Source organism: Pseudomonas silesiensis, assembly GCF_001661075.1.
In the GTDB taxonomy this organism is placed as follows: Bacteria; Pseudomonadota; Gammaproteobacteria; order Pseudomonadales; family Pseudomonadaceae; genus Aquipseudomonas; species Aquipseudomonas silesiensis.
Genome location: NZ_CP014870.1, coordinates 2,663,961 through 2,681,943, shown reverse-complemented (window position 1 = coordinate 2,681,943; position 17,983 = coordinate 2,663,961). Strand labels below are relative to the sequence as shown.

The 17,983-nt window shown below is 63.4% G+C and carries 12 protein-coding genes; 7 read left to right on the top strand and 5 right to left on the bottom strand.

Annotated features, from left to right (window positions below; genetic code table 11):
- Nucleotides 1-24: 24 nt before the first annotated feature.
- The 3 genes from PMA3_RS12120 to PMA3_RS12110 form a co-directional block, all read right to left on the bottom strand.
- A complete protein-coding gene (locus PMA3_RS12120; RefSeq protein ID WP_064677374.1) occupies nt 25-2,661 on the bottom strand; it encodes an excinuclease ABC subunit UvrA in 2,637 nt (878 codons plus the stop codon).
- Between the two features lie 14 nt (nt 2,662-2,675).
- Nucleotides 2,676-4,787, bottom strand: coding sequence for a hybrid sensor histidine kinase/response regulator (locus PMA3_RS12115; protein WP_064677373.1), 2,112 nt, complete (start codon nt 4,785-4,787; stop codon nt 2,676-2,678).
- A 230-nt stretch (nt 4,788-5,017) separates the two neighbouring features.
- Complete coding sequence (locus PMA3_RS12110; protein ID WP_064677372.1) at nt 5,018-5,710, bottom strand: GntR family transcriptional regulator; 693 nt, start codon at nt 5,708-5,710, stop codon at nt 5,018-5,020.
- 140 nt (nt 5,711-5,850) lie between these two features.
- Between PMA3_RS12110 and PMA3_RS12105 the strand changes: the two genes are divergently transcribed.
- From PMA3_RS12105 to PMA3_RS12075, 7 genes are all read left to right on the top strand, one after another.
- Nucleotides 5,851-6,936: an ABC transporter ATP-binding protein gene (locus tag PMA3_RS12105; protein ID WP_064677371.1), complete on the top strand. Its 1,086-nt coding sequence runs from the start codon at nt 5,851-5,853 to the stop codon at nt 6,934-6,936.
- A 1-nt stretch (nt 6,937) separates the two neighbouring features.
- The gene (locus PMA3_RS12100; RefSeq protein ID WP_064677370.1) at nt 6,938-7,855 is read left to right on the top strand and encodes an ABC transporter permease; all 918 of its coding nucleotides are present in this window, start codon (nt 6,938-6,940) and stop codon (nt 7,853-7,855) included.
- On the top strand, nt 7,852-8,640 hold the full coding sequence (locus PMA3_RS12095) for an ABC transporter permease (protein ID WP_064677369.1): 789 nt from the start codon (nt 7,852-7,854) through the stop codon (nt 8,638-8,640). Before PMA3_RS12100 ends, PMA3_RS12095 begins: the two co-directional genes overlap by 4 nt.
- A 32-nt stretch (nt 8,641-8,672) precedes the next feature.
- The gene (locus tag PMA3_RS12090) at nt 8,673-9,725 is read left to right on the top strand and encodes an extracellular solute-binding protein (RefSeq protein ID WP_064680682.1); all 1,053 of its coding nucleotides are present in this window, start codon (nt 8,673-8,675) and stop codon (nt 9,723-9,725) included.
- 265 nt (nt 9,726-9,990) lie between these two features.
- Nucleotides 9,991-11,187, top strand: coding sequence for an amidohydrolase family protein (locus PMA3_RS12085; RefSeq protein WP_064677368.1), 1,197 nt, complete (start codon nt 9,991-9,993; stop codon nt 11,185-11,187).
- The gene (locus tag PMA3_RS12080) at nt 11,184-12,671 is read left to right on the top strand and encodes an amidohydrolase family protein (RefSeq protein WP_064677367.1); all 1,488 of its coding nucleotides are present in this window, start codon (nt 11,184-11,186) and stop codon (nt 12,669-12,671) included. Before PMA3_RS12085 ends, PMA3_RS12080 begins: the two co-directional genes overlap by 4 nt.
- A 12-nt stretch (nt 12,672-12,683) precedes the next feature.
- Nucleotides 12,684-13,346: a flavin reductase family protein gene (locus tag PMA3_RS12075; protein WP_064677366.1), complete on the top strand. Its 663-nt coding sequence runs from the start codon at nt 12,684-12,686 to the stop codon at nt 13,344-13,346.
- Between the two features lie 146 nt (nt 13,347-13,492).
- On the opposite strand, the gene PMA3_RS12070 is transcribed toward PMA3_RS12075, so the two are convergent.
- Together PMA3_RS12070 and PMA3_RS12065 are read right to left on the bottom strand one after the other, a co-directional pair.
- The gene (locus tag PMA3_RS12070; protein ID WP_162493645.1) at nt 13,493-16,588 is read right to left on the bottom strand and encodes an error-prone DNA polymerase; all 3,096 of its coding nucleotides are present in this window, start codon (nt 16,586-16,588) and stop codon (nt 13,493-13,495) included.
- On the bottom strand, nt 16,564-17,979 hold the full coding sequence (locus PMA3_RS12065) for a Y-family DNA polymerase (protein ID WP_064677364.1): 1,416 nt from the start codon (nt 17,977-17,979) through the stop codon (nt 16,564-16,566). The genes PMA3_RS12070 and PMA3_RS12065 overlap by 25 nt, the downstream gene beginning before the upstream one ends.
- Between the last annotated feature and the right edge of the window lie 4 nt (nt 17,980-17,983).

Here is a 17,983-nt window from a genome sequence, read left to right as displayed (position 1 = left end):
GGCGTCAGCAGAAACACCCCCCATTCAAGCCATACCAAGGGTCCTGGCCAGAAACGGTGCCGTTTTGCTCTTCCTGCTTTTAGCCACTTTCTGCGGCGTCCCCGCCACCACGATCTTCCCGCCCTGATCCCCCGCCCCCGGGCCGATATCGATCACCCAGTCGCTCTGCGCCACCACGCGCATTTCATGTTCGACGACGATCACCGTATGCCCCGCCGCCACCAGCGTATTCAACTGTTCGAGCAAGCGATCGACATCCCGTGGATGCAAGCCGGTAGTCGGCTCATCGAGTACATACAAGGTCGCCCCACGCTGGTTGCGTTGCAGTTCGGTGGCCAGTTTGATCCGCTGGGCCTCGCCACCCGACAATTCGGTCGCCGGCTGGCCGAGACGCAGATAGCCCAGGCCGATATCGCGCAGGACCTCCAGCGAGCGGCGGATCCCCGGCTGCCCGGCGAACACCTCGACCGCTTCGTCCACCGTCAACTGCAACACTTGGGCGATATTCAAACCCTGCCAAGTGATCGACAGGGTCTCGGGGTTGTAGCGCGCACCGTGGCAGGTCGGGCACGGGGCGTAGACGCTGGGCATGAACAGCAATTCGACGCTGACAAAGCCTTCGCCTTCGCAGGTCGCACACCGTCCCTTGGCCACGTTGAAAGAAAACTGGCCGGCGTCATAGCCGTTGTCCCGGGCTTGGGGCGTGGCGGCGTAGAGCTTGCGCACGTTGTCGAACAGCCCGGTGTAGGTCGCCAGGTTCGAACGGGGTGTGCGGCCGATGGGTTTCTGATCGACCTGCACCAGACGCTTGATCGACGCCAGGCCACTGGTGACCTGGCCGCCGCTGACCTGTGGCGCATCGTCCTCCAGGCTCAACTCTTCAGCCTCGCTGTCACTGGCGGCGCGCCCCAGATGTGCGCCCACCAGTTCCAGCAGCGCCTGACTGACCAGGCTCGATTTGCCGGACCCCGATACACCGGTCACCGCCGTGAAACAGCCCAGCGGAAACTCGACGCCGAGGTTGTTCAGGTTATTGCGGGTGATGCCTTCCAGCCGCAGCCAGTCGGTCGCCTGGCGGCCAACCCGGGGCTGGGCGACCTGCTCGGCGAACAGGTAGGCGCGAGTCTGGGAGTGAGTGACGTCGGCCAACCCTGGCGGCGGTCCGCTGTAGAGGATCCGGCCGCCATGCTCGCCCGCTTCCGGGCCAACGTCGATCAGCCAGTCGGCACGGCGCATGGTTTCCAGGTCATGCTCGACCACGAACAAGGTATTGCCGGCGGCCTTAAGCCGTTGCAGGGATTCGAACAGTGCCTCGCCATCCGCCGGGTGCAGACCGGCCGACGGCTCGTCCAGCACGTAGATCACGCCGAACAACTGCGAACCCAATTGCGTCGCCAGGCGCAGACGCTGCAACTCGCCGGAGGACAAGGTCGGCGTGCTGCGTTCCAGGGCGAGGTAACCGAGGCCCAGGTCGGTCAAGGTGCTGACCCGCTCCAGCAAGTCCTGGGCGATCCGTTGCGCGGCCAGGCGTTTTTCCACCGACAGGTTGGGCGTGTGGCGCACGTCCGGCGCGTTGGCGTGACCGCTGGCGCCATGGGCCACTCGCTGCTCACGGGCTTCGCGGGTCTGCAGATGCGTCAACACCTCGCCCGCTTCATCGGCCAGTTCGAGGTAACTGTGAGCCGCCACCGGCTTCAAGACTTCAGCCACTTGCAGCAACGGCATCTGCGACAGCTCGCCGATGTCGTAACCGGCGAAGGTCACCGACAACGCTTCTTGCTTGAGCCGTTTGCCGTCACACACCGGGCAAGGACTGCCGAGCATGTAGCGTGAAACGCGCTTCTTCATCAGTGCACTCTGGGAATGGGTAAAGGTGTGCAGGATGTAGCGCCGGGCGCCGGTAAACGTGCCCTGGTAACTGGGTTCCATTTTGCGTTTGAGCGCAACTTTCGTTTCTGCCGGAGTCAGCCCGGCATACACCGGCACGGTCGGTGTTTCTTCGGTGAACAGAATCCAGTCGCGCTGTTTTTTCGGCAGATCGCGCCAGGGTATATCGACGTCGTAGCCCAGGGTCACCAGGATGTCCCGCAGGTTCTGCCCCTGCCAGGCCATGGGCCAGGAGGCGACGGCGCGCTGGCGGATGGTCAGGCTCGGGTCCGGGACCATCAAGGCTTCGGTGACTTCATAGACCCGGCCCAGTCCATGACATTCGGCGCACGCCCCCTGCGGCGTGTTGGGCGAGAAGTCTTCGGCGTACAGCATCGGCTGTCCCGGCGGATAGCTGCCGGCCCGGGAATACAGCATGCGGATCAGGCTCGACAACGTGGTCACGCTGCCCACCGACGACCGCGTGCTCGGCGTGCCCCGCTGTTGCTGCAACGCCACGGCGGGCGGCAAGCCGTCGATCGAGTCGACGTCCGGCACCCCGACCTGATCGATCAGGCGCCGCGCATAAGGCGCCACGGATTCGAAATAGCGGCGTTGCGCTTCGGCGTAGAGGGTCGAGAACGCCAGCGAAGACTTGCCCGATCCGGAGACCCCGGTGAATACCACCAGGGCATCCCGGGGAATATCGACATCGACGTTCTTGAGGTTGTGTTCCCGGGCGCCGCGCACCCTGACCATGCCGGAGGGAGGGTTGGAGGTGCGCTTGTCAGTCATGGGGCAGCCTTTGTTCAGCCATTGAGCACCGCGCGGACCATTTGGGTGAGCGCCTCGGGACCATAAGGTTTGCTCAGCAGATGCGTATCGGGGCTGAGCTGGTGATTGCGCGAAATAATGTCACGGGTGTGGCCGGAGGTGAACAGGATCGGCACCGGCGGCGTCTGCACCTTGGCCCAGGCGGCCAGGTCCGAACTCTTGATCAGGCCCGGCATGACCACATCGGTGAAAATCAGGTCCACCGCCACGCCTTCCAGCAACATCTGCATGGCCATGTCGCCGTTCCCGGCGGTCAAGACTTGATAGCCTTCTTCGCGCAGCAACTCGACCGCCGCGCTGCGCACCGCCTCGTTATCCTCGACCACCAGCACGGTTTCGTTGCCGCCTGGCTGTTGCGGATCATGCGGGGGCGATTCACTGGGCAGCGGACGCAGGCTGCGGGGGAAATACAGCTGCACCCGGGTGCCCTGTCCCGGGACACTGGACATCTCGATATGCCCGCCGCTTTGCTTGACGAACCCGAACACCATGCTCAGGCCCAGCCCCGTGCCCTGGCCATCGGCCTTGGTGGTGAAAAACGGTTCGAACGCGTGCCCGAGCACGTCGGGGGACATGCCGACGCCGCTGTCCGCCACCGCAACGCAGACGAAATCGCCGGGCACAATGCCCTTGCCCGCACAGAACCGCGCATCGAGTGCAACATTGCTCGCACTGAACTCGATCGTGCCTTCGCCCTGCATGGCGTCACGGGCATTGATCGCCAGGTTGAGGATGGCGTTTTCCAGTTGATTGCGATCCACATGCAGATGCCAGGCATCTGCAGGTGCCGCCACACTGATCTGGATGGTTTCCCCCAGGGCCCGCTGCAACAGCTCAGCCAGGCCGTCGAAAATTTGTCGGGGGTCGCAGACTGCCGGCGACAAGGGCTGACGGCGGGCGAACGCCAGCAGTTGCGAGGACAGCTTGGCGCCGCGCTCGACCGCGGCAATCGAGGCGCTGACCCGGCGCTGCACATTGGCGTTGTCCGGTTCATGCCGCGCCAGCAGATGCAGGTTGCCGGCGATCACCTGCAACAGGTTGTTGAAGTCATGGGCCACGCCGCCGGTGAGGCCGCCGATGGCTTCGAGTTTCTGTGATTGGCGCAGTTGCTCTTCAGCCGTCAGCCGTGCTTCCACTTCATCGGCGACACGCTGCTCCAGGTTGCGGGTGAACCTGAGCAACGACTCCTCGGCCGTCTTGCGTTCGTGGATGTCGATCAACACCCCCGGGAAGCGGAACGGTTCGCCCTGTTCGTTGAACTCGCAGCAACCGCTCGCCTGCGCCCACAGATAATTGCCATCGGCACGCAGGACCCGGTATTCGGCGTTGAAGGGTTCGCCGGTTTCCACCGATCGGTTGACCTGTTCCTGAACCCAACTGCGGTCGTCCGGATGGATCCGTGCCTGGGCGATGTCCGTTGGCAGGTCGGCCAGATCCTGTTCGGCCGGGTAGGAAAAGGTGCGGGCAAAGCGTTCGTCACCAGACAGCACATTGCCCTTGATGTCCCAGACGAACGAGCCGAGCAAGGCGCCGGCATTGAGCGCCAGGCGCACCCGTTCATTATCGGCGCGATAGGCGTCTTCGGCGGCCCGGCGGCGACGTTCGGAAATCACGTGATCCGTGGTCTCGACCACCATCGCCATGACCCCGGCCGGTTTGCCGTCATCATTGGCCACCGGGCTGTAATACAGGTCCAGCCAGACGTCTTCGGGAATCCCGTCCCGCAGCAGCACCAGCTCTTTATTACGGTAGGACAGCGTGCCGCCCGCCAGGCAGGTGTCGACCACGTGTCGGTTGAACTCGGCCACTTCCGGCCAGCCCAGCTCCACCGGGGAACCCAACAGGTAAGGATGGCGGCCACCGGCGAATTTCGAGTACGCATCGTTATAGATCATGTAGCCGGGACGGCCCCAGAGCATCACCATCGGCAGCGGTGAAGCGAGCATCAACTGCACCGCACTGCACAGGCTTGCGGGCCAGGCGTCCATTTTCCCAAGCTCGGTCAGGCTCCAGTCGAACGCACGAATGCGCCCGGCCATTTCACCGCTCCAGCCGGCACATCCGTGGCTATCGTCTAGAAACTGCATCGGCTGACTCTTTTGTCCCTGAATGGCACCTGTTTGCTTCGAGCACTGGGGAGGCCAATGGTTCACTGAAGTAACACTGATTCATCCCGTCCTGGTACACCCACGACTCACTGACTCACCCCTGTAGGAGCGAGCTCGTTCGCGATGGACGTAAGGGCACCGCGTTTATACAGGCAGGACTCGTCATCGTTGACGCCCATCGTCGGAACGCCGCCGGAGCAAGCTCGCTCCTACAGGACCTCGATCAAATGCTTGAGCGGGTGGTAGCCGGTTTTCAAGGTGGCGGCGACGTCGAGAATCGCCTTCTCGATGCCGTTCAAATGCATGCAGGTCAGCTCGATGGCCGCGCTCTGGTTGCCGGCTTCTATGTATTCGATCAGGCGCAGGTGTTCATCGTCGCGGCAGGCCTGGTGGCTGTCGTCATCCAGTGCGGCGGCGTAGAGCGAGGCACGGGAAATCAGTTTGCGGAACCAGTCCAGCAACACCGGGTTGTTCAGGCTTTGCGCGAGCTTGATGTGGAACTCGCCGAGCAGATGAATCAGCCGTTCATGGTCGCCGCTCTGGTGCGCCTGGTCCTCGAGCAACAAATGATCGCGCAGGTCCCGGGTCACTGCGGTGTCGCGTCGACGGCACAGCTCGCTGACGATGCCGATCTCGATCAGGCGCCGGGTTTCGAACAACGAACGGATTTCCTCGTCACTGGGCAATGACACCGACGCCCCCTTGTTGGGTTCGGTGGTCACCAGTCCATCGGCTTCCAGTTGCTTGAGCGCGGCACGAACCGACGTCCGGCTGACATTGAAAAGTTCGGCCAGCGACGCCTCGCCCAGCTTCATCCCCGGACGCAACGAACGCTTGCTGATCGCCTCGTAAACCCCTTGGTAGACGCGGTCGACCGTGGTCTCCAGTTTTTTCTCTGTCATCAGAACACTCCCTTTGCATGAAACAACCGGCCCCTGGCGAAGAGCAGCCATTGAAAAAGGGGGTTGCACGAGCAGATTAATCCGGTTATTTGTAGATTGCATCCAGATATTGCATACAATAATTAGAGGAATGCACCATTATGGGTCATCCAGTAGCAATTGAAGTGCGTAACGTCTCCAAACGGTATTCCGACGATCCCGGGCTGGCTCCAGCCCTCGACAACGTGTCGGTGGACATCGCCGACAACGAGTTCTTCACCCTGCTCGGTCCTTCCGGCTGTGGCAAGACTACCCTGCTGCGCACTATCGCCGGCTTCGAGCATGTCAGCGCGGGGGAGATCCGTCTCGCCGGCGAGCCGGTCAACGACCTGCCGCCATTCAAGCGTCGGGTCAACACGGTGTTCCAGAGCTACGCGCTGTTTCCGCACATGAGTGTCGCGCAGAATATCGCCTTCGGCCTCGAGATGCAGGGTCTTGATCGCGAGCAGATTGCGCAACGTGTCGACGAGATGCTGGCGCTGGTGCAAATGCAACACCTGGCCAAGCGCAAACCGGCCGAGTTGTCCGGTGGTCAACAGCAACGTGTGGCGCTGGCCCGGGCTTTGGCGCCAAAACCCAGGGTGTTGCTGCTCGACGAACCGCTGTCGGCCCTCGACCTCAAGCTGCGCAAGGAAATGCAGGTCGAACTCAAGCGCGTGCAAAAGGAAGCCGGGATCACCTTCATTTTCGTCACCCACGATCAGGAAGAAGCCCTGACCCTGTCCGATCGCATTGCCGTGATGTCCGCCGGCAAGATCCTGCAGATCGGTACGCCCAATGAAATCTACGAACGCCCGCAGCATCGGTTCGTCGCTCAGTTCATCGGCGACATCAATTTCCTGCCTGGCCATATCAAGCGCGGCCAGCACGATGAAAACCTGTTCGTGCCCAGCGGCATGCCAGTGGAAATCCCCTGCCCGGCCCCGGGTTTCGACGGGACCAAGGTGCAACTGGCGTTTCGTCCGGAACGTTCACAACTGGTCGACGTGGCGCAACCGCACCACCTGCGCGGCGTGATCGAGGCGGTGCTGTACGTCGGCACCGCCACCCTGTATCAGTGCCGCCTGAACAACGACATCAAGGTCATGCTGCGCGAGAACAACGAAGGCCTCAACCGCGGCCGGGTGGTCGGCGATCGCGTCGCGGTCAACCTGCCGCCCCACGCCTGCCTGTTGATGGAGGCCTGAGATGAGCGTCAGCAGCACTTCTCCCGCCCTCAACCGCGCGCTGTTGCTCAGCCCGGTGGTTTTGACCCTGCTGGCCCTGATTGCCATTCCGCTGGGCATCATGGGCTACATCAGCCTGCTGCCGCGCAACGTCTATGGCGGTGTCGACTGGCAGGCCGACTGGCAATTGCACAGCTACGTGCAACTGTTTTTCCAGGAAGGTTTCGACGGTGAACTGGAGCTGAACTGGGTGTATGCCCAGGCGCTGTTGCGCTCGGTGTTCCAGGCCGGCGGCACCACGGTGTTGTGCTTCCTGTTCGGCTTCCCGGTGGCCCTGTGGATGTCGAGCCTGACCCCGCGTCGGCGCAACCTCATGGTGTTGCTGATCACCATCCCGTTCTGGACCAACCTGCTGATCCGCAACTACGCCTGGCTGATCATCCTGCGCGAGCATGGCTGGGTCGCCCAGAGTCTCAATGCGCTGTTCCCTCAAGCCGGTGGCATCACCCTGCTCTACAACGACTTCGCGGTCAGCGTCGGGCTGGTCTACAGCTTTTTGCCGTTCATGATTTTGCCGATCTACTCGACCCTGGAAAAACTCGACTGGCGCCTGGTGGAAGCCGCCTACGACCTGGGCGCCAATCGCTGGCATGCACTGAAGCGGATCATCCTGCCGCTGTCGATGCCCGGGGTAATTGCTGGCGCGCTGCTGGTGTTCGTGCCGAGTCTTGGCGCCTTCATCACCCCGGCGATTCTCGGCGGCGGCAAGACCCTGATGATCGGCAACCTGATCCAGCAGCAGTTCGGCACCGCGCGCAACTGGCCGCTGGGCAGTTCGCTGTCGTTCCTGCTGCTGGGGATTCTGCTGCTGTCGCTGGTGTTGTACGCCCTCTATAGCCGCAGCGCCGCCAAAACACTTCGCCGGGGAGCCACCGCATGATCGCCCTGCACTTGAAAAAACTGCCCCTGACCCGGGAAGTCAGCCTGCTGATCCTGGCCTATCTGTACCTGCCGATCCTGGTGTTGATTGCCTATAGCTTCAACGCCAACCGCTCGGCGACGGTGTGGACCGAGTTCTCGTTCGCCTGGTACGGGCGGATTCTGGCAAACCCGTCGATCCAGACCGCAGCGCTGAACTCGATCATCGTCGCCAGCATCGCCACGGTCTGCGCCACGACCATTGCCTTGCTGGCGGCGTTGGCCACCTACCGGCCGTTCTACGGACAGAAAATGGTCGAGGGCGGCATCAACCTGCCCCTGATCCTGCCGGAGATCGTCACCGCCGTGGCGACCCTGCTGCTGTTCATGGCGCTGGGGATCAAGCTGGGTTTGCTGACGGTGATCGTCGCGCACATCGGCTTCTGCATTCCCTTCGCCTACCTGCCGATTCGCGCACGACTGAACGACCTGGACAAGAGTCTGCTGGAGGCCGCGAACGATCTGTACGCCAATCCGTGGCAGGTGTTTCGCCGGGTGACCTTGCCGCTGCTGTGGCCGGCGGTGCTGTCGGGTTCGGTGCTGGCGTTCGTGGTCAGTCTCGATGATTTCATCATGACCTTCTTCGTCGCCGGCCCGGGTTCCACGACCTTGCCGGTGTACATCTTCTCGGCGATCAAGGCCGGTGTGACCCCGGAGATCAACGCGATCTCGACCCTGATGCTGGTGATTTCCATCGTGCTGGTGGTGCTGGCCTTCTGGCTGGGACAGCGCGGCAAACAACAATAAGCCTGGAGCCTGCAGTCATGAAAAGAAAGCCGATGAAAACAAAAAGCATGCGTTTCGCTGTCGCCGGTCTTGCCCTGAGTTGCTTTACCGCGTTCAACGCACAGGCCGCCGAGCCCAAGCAATTGTTCTTCTACAACTGGACCGACTACTACCCGGTCGAATTGCTGGCCAAGTTCGAAAAGGAGACCGGGATCAAGGTCACCATGGATGGCTACGACAGCAACGAAACCCTGCTGGCCAAGTTGCAGGCCGGCGGCGCGGCGTATGACGTGATCGTGCCGTCGCAGTCGATCATGCAAACCCTGATCAAGCAGGACTTGCTGCTGGCGTTCGACGCCTCGAGCCTGCCCAATTTCCAGTACGTCAAACCACCGTTCCGCAACCCGAGCTTCGACCCCGGCCGCAAGTACTCGGCGCCGTACCTGTGGGGCACCACCGGGTTTTCCTATGACAGCGCGCGGGTGCCCGGTGGCAAGCTGGACGACTCGTGGAAAGAGTTCTTCGAACCGCGCAAGGAACTGCAAGGCCAACTAGCCGCCCTCGACACCTCGAGCAGTGTGATCAACGCCGCCAGCCATTACCTGAACGTCGATGAATGCAGCGAAAACCCGCAGGACGCCAAGCGCATCCTGGAGCTGCTGCAAAAACAGAAACCCTTCCTGAAGATGTACAGCTCCGACAACACCGTCGACCGCATGGCCTCCGGTGAAGTGATCATGATGCAGAACTGGAACGGCTCCACGGCCCGGGCCACGTTGCAGAAGAGCACGATCAAGTACGTGTATCCCCGTGAAGGCCTGGCGATGTTCCAGGATAACTTCGCCGTGCCCAAAAGCGCACCGCACCCTGGCAACGCCAAGGTCTTCATCGACTGGATGATGAAACCGGAAAACGCCGCCGCCGTGTCCAATGCCATCGCCTACGCCAACGGCATCCAGAGCGACACCTTGATCGACGCCAAATGGCGGGTGATGGACGCCATCAACATGCCGGATGAATTCGCCTCGCGCCTGCGCCCGGAGAAAGAGTGCAGCAACAAGGCGCGGGAGCTGCAGGACCGGATTTGGGCGAAGCTCAAGGGTTAAGTGCCTGGCTCGAGACCGTGGCGCGTCCATCGCGGGCAAGCCCGGCTCCCACAGGATTTTGTGTTGAAACAAAAATGGTGTGCCAACTCAAAACCCGGTGGGTGGGTTAACGGCCTGGCTTGAAACTGAGTCGCGGCCATCGCGGGCAAGCCCGCTCCCACAGGGTTTTGTGTTGGAACAAAAATGGAGTGCCAACCCAGATCCCTGTGTGAGCGGGCTTGCCCGCGATGAGGCCCGCCTGAACAACATAAAACTGAGGTATGAAATGACCCAACCCCGCTGGCTACGCAACGTGCACCCCTACGGCGCCCCCGCCGAAGACCTGCTTCTGGAAAACGGCCAGTTCAAAGCCCGGCGCCCGGCCACCAATGCACCGCTGACCGCCACCGACATCGACGGCCAACACCAGCTCCTCACCCCCGCCCTGGTGGAAAGCCACGTCCACCTCGACAAAACCCTCTGGGGCCAACCCTGGCGCCCGAACAGCGCCGGCCCGACCCTCAAGGACTACATCGCCAACGAACGCCGTGTACTGCGGGAAATCGACGCCCCCATCGCCCAACGAGCCGGCGCCCTGCTGGAAAACTGCATTGCCCGCGGTTCGCTGACCCTGCGCTGCCACGTCGATATCGACCCCGACTTCGGCCTGCGCCATGTCGAAGCCATGCAGCAACTGCGCGACAACTACCGCGACCTGATCGACCTGCAACTGGTGGTGTTCCCGCAAACCGGCCTGATCTCCCGCCCGGGCACCGCCGAACTGATGCGTGAAGCCATGGCCCTGGGCGTGGAGAACGTCGGTGGCCTCGACCCCTGCGGCATCGACAACGACCCGATCGCCCAACTCGATTTCGTCTTCAAGCTGGCCAGCGAGTTCGATCGCGGTGTGGACATTCACCTGCATGACAAAGGCGAACTGGGCCTGTGGCAGATCGCGCTGATCGCCGACTACACCGAGCGTTTCGCGCGTCAGGGTCGGGTGATGATCAGCCATGCGTATTGCCTGGGGATGTTGCCCTGGGGTCAGGTCAAACCCTTGGCGGAGCGGCTGGCGGTGCTGGACATTTCGCTGATGAGTTCGGCCCCCGCCGACTGCGCGGTGCCACCCTTCCTCGCCCTGCGCGAAGCAGGGGTCAATGTCTGCCTGGGTTCGGACGGCATTCGCGACGCCTGGTCGCCCATGGGCAACGGCGACATGCTGGAACGGGCGATGCTGCTGGCGTTTCGTTTCGACTTGAACAAGGACGAGGAACTGGCGGCGGCATTCGAAGCGGCCACGGTCAATGGCGCTCGGGCGTTGGGCTGCAAGGGTTATGGGCTGGAGATCGGCCAGGCGGCGGACTTCCTGCTGATGCCGGTGCAGACCTTGGGCGAGGCCGTGGTCTCGCGACCGGTGCGCCAGGTGTATCGGGCAGGCAGGCTGATCGCCGCCAATGGGGCTTTATTGGACAGTCGCCTGTGAAGCGCATCGGCCTGAAAGCGAGCTGTGTCGTCGGCTTCGATGGCCAGCGACATGTACTGTGGCGCGACGGCGAAGTGGTGTTTGAAGGCTCGCGCATCCTGTTTGTCGGGCGTGATTATCCGGGGCCGGTGGATCAGTGGATTGATTACGGCAATGCCTTGATCGGGCCCGGCTTCATCGATCTCGATGCGCTCGGGGACCTGGACTCCACGGTGCTGACACTCGACAACGGCGATGAGCGGGCCATGGGCCGGATGTGGTCCGAGGACTACCTGGCGGCCGGTCCGCGGGAGAGCTACACGGCGGATGAAGAGGTTTTCAAATACCGCTACGCCTTCACGCAGCTGATCCGCAACGGCATCACTACCGCCATGCCGATTACCTCGATGTATTACCGCGAGTGGGCCGAGACCTACGACGAATTTGCCGCGGTGGCCGGTATCGCCGGTGAACTCGGGCTGCGCACATACCTCGGTCCCTGCTATATGAGCGGCATGGGTTACTGGCGCGCCGATGGCAGTCTCGGGCATCACTGGGACGAGGCTCGGGGGATGGCCGGACTTGAGGCCGCCGCACGGTTCTTTTATGACTTCGACGGCGCACAGGGAGGCCTGATTCGCGGCGCGCTGCTGCCGGATCGCATCCAGACCTGCACCCCGGCGCTGCTGCAACGCACTGCCGCGCTGAGCCGGGAACTCAATGCACCGATGCGCCTGCATTGCTGCCAGGGGCTCGGCGAGGTGGCGATGGTCGAGCAACTGCGCGGCGTCTCGCCTCTGGCTTGGCTGCAGCAACTGGATCTGTTGACCCCGCGCAGCCTGCTGCCCCACGGCCTCTACACCCAGGGCGACGACGACCTGCAGCGGGTGGTGGATGGCGGCGCGAGCCTGGTGCATTGCCCTGTGGTGTTTGCCCGGGATGGCGAGGCGCTGAATTCCTTCGGGCGCTATCGGGCCAAGGGTATCAATTTCGCGCTGGGCACCGACACCTGGCCGGCGGACCTGCTGGAGAACATACGCCAGGGCCTGAACATCGCCCGCCTGATGGAGGGCGGCAACTCGCTGACCGGCACGCTGGACCTGTACAACGCCGCGACCCTCGGCGGTGCCAAGGCCTTGGGCCGCGACGATCTCGGGCGGCTGGCACCGGGCGCCAAGGCCGATATCACGGTGTTCAGCCTGCGCGGCCTGCACCTGGGACCGCTGTTCGATCCGCTGAAAAACCTGGTGCTCGCGGGGCGCGGTGACGACTGCATCGCCAGCTACATCGACGGCCGCTGCGTCATGCAGGACGGCCAGGTGCAAGGGGTCGACTACCCCGCGCTGCAACGCCAGGCGCAACGCCAATTCGAAAAACTGATGCGCAGCCACAGTGAAAGGGCTTTTGCCCAACCGGACTGGAAAAGCCTGTTCCAGCCGGCCATCCCGTTTGCCGACGACTACAGCGCACAGGTGCCGTTGAGCACCATCGATCCACTTCCCTAGAGATTGCTGCCCATGCAAAGCTTCGACTTCAGCACATTGAGTGCGCGGGACAAATACAAGATCCTGATCGGCAGCGTGGTGCCACGGCCGATTGCCCTGGTCACCACCATCGACGGCGAAGGCCGGATCAACGCCGCGCCGTTCAGTTTCTTCAATGCCCTCTCCGCCGACCCGCCGATCCTCGCGCTGGGCGTGGAAAACTACGGCGACCAGAGCCCCAAGGACACCACCCGCAACATCCAGCTCAATCAGGAATTCACCGTGAACATCGTCAGCGATGCCCTGGTGGAAGCCATGAACGTCTGCGCCGTGCCCTTCGCCCCGGGTTTCGACGAACTGACGGCCGCGGGCCTTACCGCTATCCCGGGCACCACGGTCAAATGCCCGAGGATCGGCGAAGCACCCGTGGCGCTGGAATGCCGCAGGATGATGGCGCTGTCCATCGGGCAGTCGCGGGAGATCATCTTTGGCGAAGTGCTGATGGCCCATGTGCGGGATGAATTGATCGATCCGAAAACCTTGTACATCGACCAGTTGGGGCTCGATGCGATTGGCCGGATGGGTGGGCATGGGTATGCACGCACCCGGGATTATTTCGATTTGCCTACCCGGTCGTTGCAGGCATGGACGGATGCGCCGGGAGGTGGGCAGCGGTTCTGGCCTGAGGGCAGATAAGAAGCTTCGGACGTACCTTGTAGGAGCGAGCTTGCTCCGGGCGGCGTTCCGACGATGGTCGTTAACGATAACGCGGGGTTGCAGGATAAACGCGGCGCTCTTGAGTCCTTCGCGAGCAAGCTCGCTCCTACAGGGGATGTGCGGGATCAACGGAAATCCCGGCTGCGCACGCTGATGCCGTCGAGCAACGGGCTCAGGTCGCTCAAGCGTCCGGCAATCAGGTGGCGCACCTCGCCTTCCTTTTCCCAGCGCCCGTCGACCTTGAGCAACTGCGAGCCGACCAGCACCTGTCGCTGCCGGTCGGCCAGGTCGCGCCAGACCACCACATTGACGTTGCCGAACTCGTCTTCCAGGGTGACGAAGGTCACGCCACTGGCGGTGCCCGGGCGTTGTCGGCCGGTTACCAGTCCGGCGACGCTGACCGGTCGGCCGTGCTCGACATCCATGAGCTCTTTCGAACTGCGACAACGCCGGGCTTTCAATTCACCCCGCAGCAACGCCAGCGGATGCGGCCCGAGGGTGGTGCCGACACTGCTGTAATCGGCCAGCAGGTCCTCGCCCACGGTGGGTTTGGGCAACGACACCGCCTCTTCCTCCTGGCGCGGCAGCCCGGCAAACAAACCGAGCTGTTTCTGCACCCCCGCCACCTCCCAGCGCGCCCGATGCCGGTCGCCGGCCAGCCCGCGCAGCGCCCCGGCATCGGCCAGTTGTTCCTGGGCACGGGCATCGAGTCGCGCCCGTTCGCCAAGGTCGGCGATATCGATGAACACCCCCTTTGACCGTGCCGCTTCGATACGCCGGGCATCTTCCTCGCGAAACCCCTTGATCATCCGCAATCCCATGCGAATCGCCGGCTGCGCACCGGTGATCGGTTCCAGGCTGCAATCCCAGTCGCTGGCCCGCACGTCCACCGGGCGGATCTGCAAGTGGTGCCGGCGCGCGTCCTGCAGAATCTGATCCGGGCTGTAGAAACCCATGGGCCAACTGTTGATCAGCGCACAGGCGAAGGCCGCCGGTTCGTGGCATTTCAACCAGCAACTGGCGTAGGTCAGCAAGGCAAAACTGGCGGCATGGGACTCGGGGAAACCGTAGCTGCCAAAGCCTTTGATCTGTTCGAAGATCAGTGCCGCGAACTCGGGCGTATAGCCATTTTTCTTCATCCCGGCGGCCAGGCGATCCTTGTGCGGCTCCAGTCCGCCGTGGCGCTTCCAGGCGGCCATGGAACGGCGCAATTGATCGGCTTCGCCGGGGCTGTAGTCGGCGGCGACGATAGCGATCTGCATTACCTGTTCCTGGAACAGTGGCACGCCCAGGGTGCGTTTGAGCACGGCTTCCAGTTCCGGGGAGGGATAGGTCTCGGGCTCTTCCTTGTTTCGCCGCCGCAGATAAGGGTGAACCATGCCGCCCTGAATCGGCCCCGGCCGCACGATCGCTACCTCGATCACCAGGTCATAGAAGGTCCGGGGCTTGAGCCTCGGCAGCATCGACATCTGCGCCCGGGACTCGATCTGGAACACGCCGACGGTGTCCGCATGGCCGATCATGTCGTAGGTCTGCGAATCCTCGGCCGGGATCGTCGCCAGGCTCAGGTCAAGGTGGCGGTGCCGACGCAAAAGATCAAAGCAGCGGCGAATCGCGCTGAGCATGCCGAGGGCCAGAATGTCGACTTTGAGCAGCCCGACCGCGTCCAGGTCGTCCTTGTCCCACTGGATGATGGTGCGATCGGCCATGGCGGCGTTTTCCACCGGCACCAGGCTGTCCAGGGGCTGCTCGGAAATCACGAAGCCGCCGGGGTGCTGGGACAGGTGCCGGGGAAAGCCGATCAACTGCCCGGTCAGGCTCAGCACCCGGCGCAACACCGGGCTGTCGGGGTCGAAACCGCCTTCGCGCAGGCGCTCCACGGGAGGTGTGTCATCGCTCCAGTGACCGTAGCAATCGGCCAGGGCATTGACCTGGTCCGGCGGCAACCCCAAGGCCTTGGCCACGTCGCGCACCGCGCCGGCCGAGTGATAGGTGCTGACCACCGCGGTCAGCGCCGCGCGGGCTCGGCCATAGCGCCGGAACACGTACTGCAGGACTTCTTCACGCCGCTCGTGTTCGAAATCGACGTCGATGTCCGGTGGTTCGTTGCGCTCCCTGGAGAGAAAGCGTTCAAACAACAGCGTGGTGCGATCCGGATCGATTTCGGTGATCCCCAGGGCAAAGCACACCGCCGAGTTGGCGGCCGACCCACGGCCCTGGCAAAGAATCTTCTGCTCGCGGGCGAAACGCACAATGTCGTGAACCGTGAGGAAATAGCTTTCGTAACCCAGCTCGGCGATCAGCTGCAGTTCCTTGTCGATCTGCAGCAGCACCTTGGCCTGGCCTTGTGGCCAGCGCCACGCGATGCCCTGTTCCGTCAGCACCCGCAGCCAGGAGGTGGCCGTGTGCCCCTCGGGCACCAGCTCCCGAGGGTACTGATAACGCAACTGGCCGAGGTCGAACGTGCAGCGCCGGGCGATGTTCAGCGTTTCGTCGAGCAATGCTTGCGGATACAGATCGCCCAAGGCCTCGAGGCTGCGCAAATGGCGCTCGCCATTGGGGTGCAGGCGCAAGCCGGCCTCGGCCACCGGCAGGTGATGGCGGATCGCGGTCATGGTGTCCTGCAAGGCGCGCCGCCCGCGCGCGTGCATATGTACATCGCCGCTGGCCACAGCCGGGATGCCCAGCTCACTTGCCAGCGTCAGCAGCCGGTTCAGCCGGCGGCTATCGTCCTGACCGCGATGCAACTGGACCGCCAGCCACAGCCGTTCGGCGAAGGTCTGTTTCAGCCAGCGACCGGGCTCAACGTCATCGACCGCGTCCGGCACCCACAACACCAGCAGTCCCGGCAGCGGTTCGCTGAAGTCTTCCCGCAGCACCCGATACTGGCCTTTTTGCGTGCGGCGTCGGGCTCGGGTAATCAGTCGGCACAGGGTCTGGTAGCCCTCGAGGTTTTCGACCAGCAGAACCAGTTTCGGACCGTTCTCAATGCGGATTTCGTTGCCGATGATCAGCGGCAGTTCCACGGATCTGGCTGCTTGCCAGGCGCGGACAATGCCTGACAGGGTGCACTCGTCGGTGATTGCCAGGGCTTGATAGCCCTGCTTTTTCGCCCGCTGAAAGAGCTCAAGGGCACTGGAGGCTCCGCGCTGGAAACTGAAGTTCGACAGGCAGTGCAGCTCTGCATATTCGATGGTCATGCGAACCAGCCCTGCAGCCACAACGGGCCGTCCTCACCCACCGCCCGCCAGGCCCAGCCCTGCTGGCCGGAACGGGTTTCGATCAGGTAGTAATCCCGGCGCACGTCGGCGCCGTCCCACCAACCGGACTCGATGCGTTCCGGCCCCATGAGGATGCGCGTCGAGCTTTCGTGGACTGCCATGGGGTCGGTCAGCAACCAGCCCGGGCGCTGCACGTCCGACAACGCCGCACAGGGCTGGCTGTCGACACTGGCCTGCCACGCGCACTCCGGCCGGTGATCGGCCTGGAATCGCAAGCCTTGCACCGCGTCATCCCCGAGCCGGGCGCGCAGGCGTTCGCGCAGTTGCTCCCAGGGCAAGGACTGCTGCGGGCGGTCGTCGAACAGTTCCTGGTACTGGGGAACGAAGGCCGGCAAGTCTTCGGCGCGCAAGCGAAAACCGCGCACCGGGGCCTCGACCTGGACCTGTTCCAGCCGGCCCCGGGCCAGTTCGAAGAGCATGGCCGGATCGCGCTCGGCGCTGAGCAGGCCGACCTTGATCACGCTGTCCGGCAACCCGGCGTGCTCCAGGTGCAGGTCAAAGCGCTGCACGCCGCTGTCCCGGCCACACAGGAAAGCAGCAAGATCGCCGGTCAGGCGGCGTAACGGAAACAGCAGCGCCTGATGGGACTGCACATCGAAATTGAGCTCGATGCGCACATCGAAGCGGTCCGGCGGCAAGTAGAACGCCAGCGCCAGCCGACGGGTACCCAGCAAGGCATCCAGGTGCTTGAGCACCTGGGCCTCGAAACGCCGGGCCAGACTCTGCCGGGGCAACGCCTGCACCTGGCTCAGGGTGCGCAACCCCATGCGCGATAACGCCGTGGCGACACCCGCCTCCAACCCGATGCGGTCAATGGGCAACTGCCCCAGGTGATACTGCAAGGCTTGATCGTCGGGCACCACCAGACCGTCATAGGCATTGGCCAATACCCGCGCCGCCACCGGGTTGGGCGCGGCAACGATGCGGTGGCGAAACCCCAGCTCGCCGAGTTCGGTCCGCAAGCGTGCTTCGAAGTGCGGCCAGGGTCCGAACAGGCCCAGGCTGGATTCGATTTCAAACACCACCGCCCGCGGGTAATGCACGCTGACCTGGGAGCTGAACCGATAGGCCCAGGCGGCGAGAAACTGCTGCCAGTGCTCGATCTCGGCAGCGTCATATTCCGCCGTGACGAAGCCCTTGCTCAGGGCCTGCGCAGCCGTCATCGACTGCCCCGGACGCAAGCCCAGTGCCCGCGCCGAAGCGTTGACCGCCTGCAACACCCGACGCTGGGCCGGGCCGGTCAGCAGCGCCAGCGGCTCGTCGGGATCGGCGCGCTGACGCAGGACCGCGTCCAGCGCCAATTGCGGGAAGAGAATGCACACCCAGCGCATGGCA